This window comes from Candidatus Darwinibacter acetoxidans, assembly GCF_041936445.1.
Lineage (GTDB): Bacteria > Bacillota > Limnochordia > Darwinibacteriales > Darwinibacteriaceae > DTU010.
The window spans coordinates 1-2,497 of sequence record NZ_JBHGXH010000046.1 but is presented as its reverse complement, the minus strand read 5'-3'; the positions used below and the strand labels follow the sequence as shown (position 1 = coordinate 2,497).

The 2,497-nt window shown below is 57.9% G+C and carries 2 protein-coding genes and 1 pseudogene; all 3 read left to right on the top strand.

Features of this window, described 5'->3' with window-relative positions; genetic code table 11:
- Positions 1-72: 72 nt before the first annotated feature.
- Positions 73-1,476: a M24 family metallopeptidase gene (locus tag ACE4YL_RS02125; protein WP_461358884.1), complete on the top strand. Its 1,404-nt coding sequence runs from the start codon at positions 73-75 to the stop codon at positions 1,474-1,476.
- Positions 1,477-1,602: 126 nt separating this feature from the next.
- Positions 1,603-1,842, top strand: a pseudogene (locus ACE4YL_RS02120) (LacI family DNA-binding transcriptional regulator); the annotation flags it as partial.
- Between the two features lie 48 nt (positions 1,843-1,890).
- Positions 1,891-2,497, top strand: a 607-nt coding sequence (locus ACE4YL_RS02115; protein ID WP_461365598.1) for a substrate-binding domain-containing protein, incomplete at its 3' end; no start/stop codon positions are given.

Here is a 2,497-nt window from a genome sequence, read left to right as displayed (position 1 = left end):
TGAACCGTTTTAAATGACCGGGCCGTTTTGCGGCCGTCCGCCTCTAGATCAGTGTTAAGGGAGGAGTTCAGGATGAGAGAACGTCTGAAGTTAAGCGACGTGGAAGTGGTTGAAATACCGTGGGCGGAGCCGGTGGTCAGCCATGACTTCCCGGTAATTCCTGCGGAAACGTATGCCAAGCGGGTGGAGAGCCTCAGGGCCCGCATGGAAGAGCACGGCCTTTCCCATGTGGTGGTCTACGGTGACCGGGAACACTTCGCCAATACCCGCTGGCTCACAGGTTATGACCCCCGTTTTGAGGAGAGCCTGACCATCGTAGGGCTGTCCGGGAAACCCCGCCTCTTGGTGGGACTGGAGGGGCGCTACTATGCCGCCATTGCCCAAGGCGTGGAAGTGGAACTCTATGACGAGTTCAGCCTGCAGGGCCAGCCGCAGCACGGCCGGACCCTGGCGGAAATCCTGGCGGACTGCGGCCTGACCAAGGGCAGCAAGGTGGGCCTAGCCGGCACCAAGTACCGCCAGACCCCGGCGTTCGCCGAAGCGAAACTGGCCAGCGATGTCCCCTACTATCTCGTGGAAGTTCTGGCTGGCGCGGTGGGCCGGGAGAACATCAGCGATGTGACCCACTGGTTTACCCACACCACCACAGGGCTGCGCATACCCCTGACGGTGGATGAGATCGCCCTCCATGAGATGATCAACGAGCTGATCTACGCGGGGATGCGTGATGCCATGTCCGCGCTGCAGCCGGGCGTGAGCGAAGCGGAAATCGGCGGCAAACTGGGCTACGACGGCAGCGTTCCCCTGTCCTGCCACATTGTGATCAGCTTCGGGGATAACGTCAACTTAGCCCTCAACAGCCCCACTAACAGGAAACTGCAGCTTGGGGATCCCTTGAGCGTGGCCATAGGTGTGTGGGGAGCCAATATTGCCCGCACCGGCATCGCGGTGCATGATGAGAAAGAGTTAGCTCCGGAAATCGCCGACAGCATGGAGAAAGTCTTTGTTCCCTATTTCGACATGCTGCTGCGCTGGTATGGGGCGCTCCATGCGGGGGTGCGGTGCGGAGATGTCTATGAGGCGGTGCGGGAGTACATGGAAGAGCCCTTCTTCCAGATCGCCCTCAACGCGGGCCACCTGATCCATTACGAGGAGTGGATCAATGCGCCCTTCGTGCCCGGTTCGGAAGATGTGCTGCAGAGCGGGACCATGATCCAGTGCGACATCATCGTTCCTTCTACTCCTCCTTATCCCGGTGTGCATACGGAAGACAGTTTGGTAGTGGCCGATGCTGCTCTGCGCCGGGAGCTGGCGGAGAAATACCCGGAGGTCTGGGGGCGGATCCAAAGGCGGCGGGCCCTGATGGCGGATTTAGGCTACGAGCTGCATGAAGATGTTCTGCCCCTGTGCAGCATCCAGGGACAGGTCCAGCCCTTCATGCTCAACCCAACACACGTTCTGCGTCTAAAAAGGTAGGTGCCGGTTGGCGCCTTGACTATGACCGGTGTGGAGAGCGGTATGGGTTTGATGAGCGTGAAAATGTTTCGGCAGCAATCCAAGGTTTGATCTTAGGGCGGTGATGTACATGCCCGCCGTAGTGCCTTGGGAAGGATTCCCTTCTGCGATGGAGAATCTAAATACAGTTCTGAAATCTGGTATGGTGGAGGAAGTCCTTTGGCGAGTAAGCGAGCAAGCAATCGCAGGAGACACCAGATTACCATAGGCGATTTGGCTCGCCACCTCGATTTATCTAAAGCTACGGTGTCTCTGGCTCTGAATAACAGTCCGCTGGTTGCGGATGCTACTAGGCAGCGGGTCCGTGAGGCCGCCGAAAGATTCGGCTATCGTCCCAACTATTTTGGCGCGCGCCTTTCCCGCGGCAAATCCGACATGATTGGGCTCTACATCCTAGGTGGTACCGAGAAGCAGTGCAACTGGACTTTGGCGTCAAGCTGGATGTTCTACCATCCCATTTTAAAGTCCGTGAGCGACGAGTTATCTAAGCACGGCTACCGCTTTAACCTGGAAGTGGTGAGTGCAGAACAGGTGGTCACCCAAGGGGTCATCTCCTCTGTGATCCAGGAGGGCTCCCTCGATGGCATGCTCCTGGTGGTACAGGACGAAATTGATTACAGCTTCTTGGACGTTGTGGCGGAAAAGCAGTTCCCCTTTGTGGTGCTCAATGCCAGGGTGGCCGAAAACATCAGTTCCGTGAAGATCGATAACGAAATCGGGGCCCGGCAGGCGGTGAGCCACCTGGTGGAGTTGGGCCATCGCAGGATCGCCCATTTGAGCGGACCTGACAAGGATCTGAACGCCATTGAAAGACGGGAGGCTTTCCGTAAGGCTGTGCTGGGGGCTGGGCTGGAATGGAGCCCCAGCCTGCTTTACTATGGCGATTGGCAGAGGGAATCGGGTTGGCGGGCGGTAAGGCAGTTCCTTGAGCTGGACCATCCGCCCACAGCCATTTTTTGTGCCAATGACCATATGGCCATTG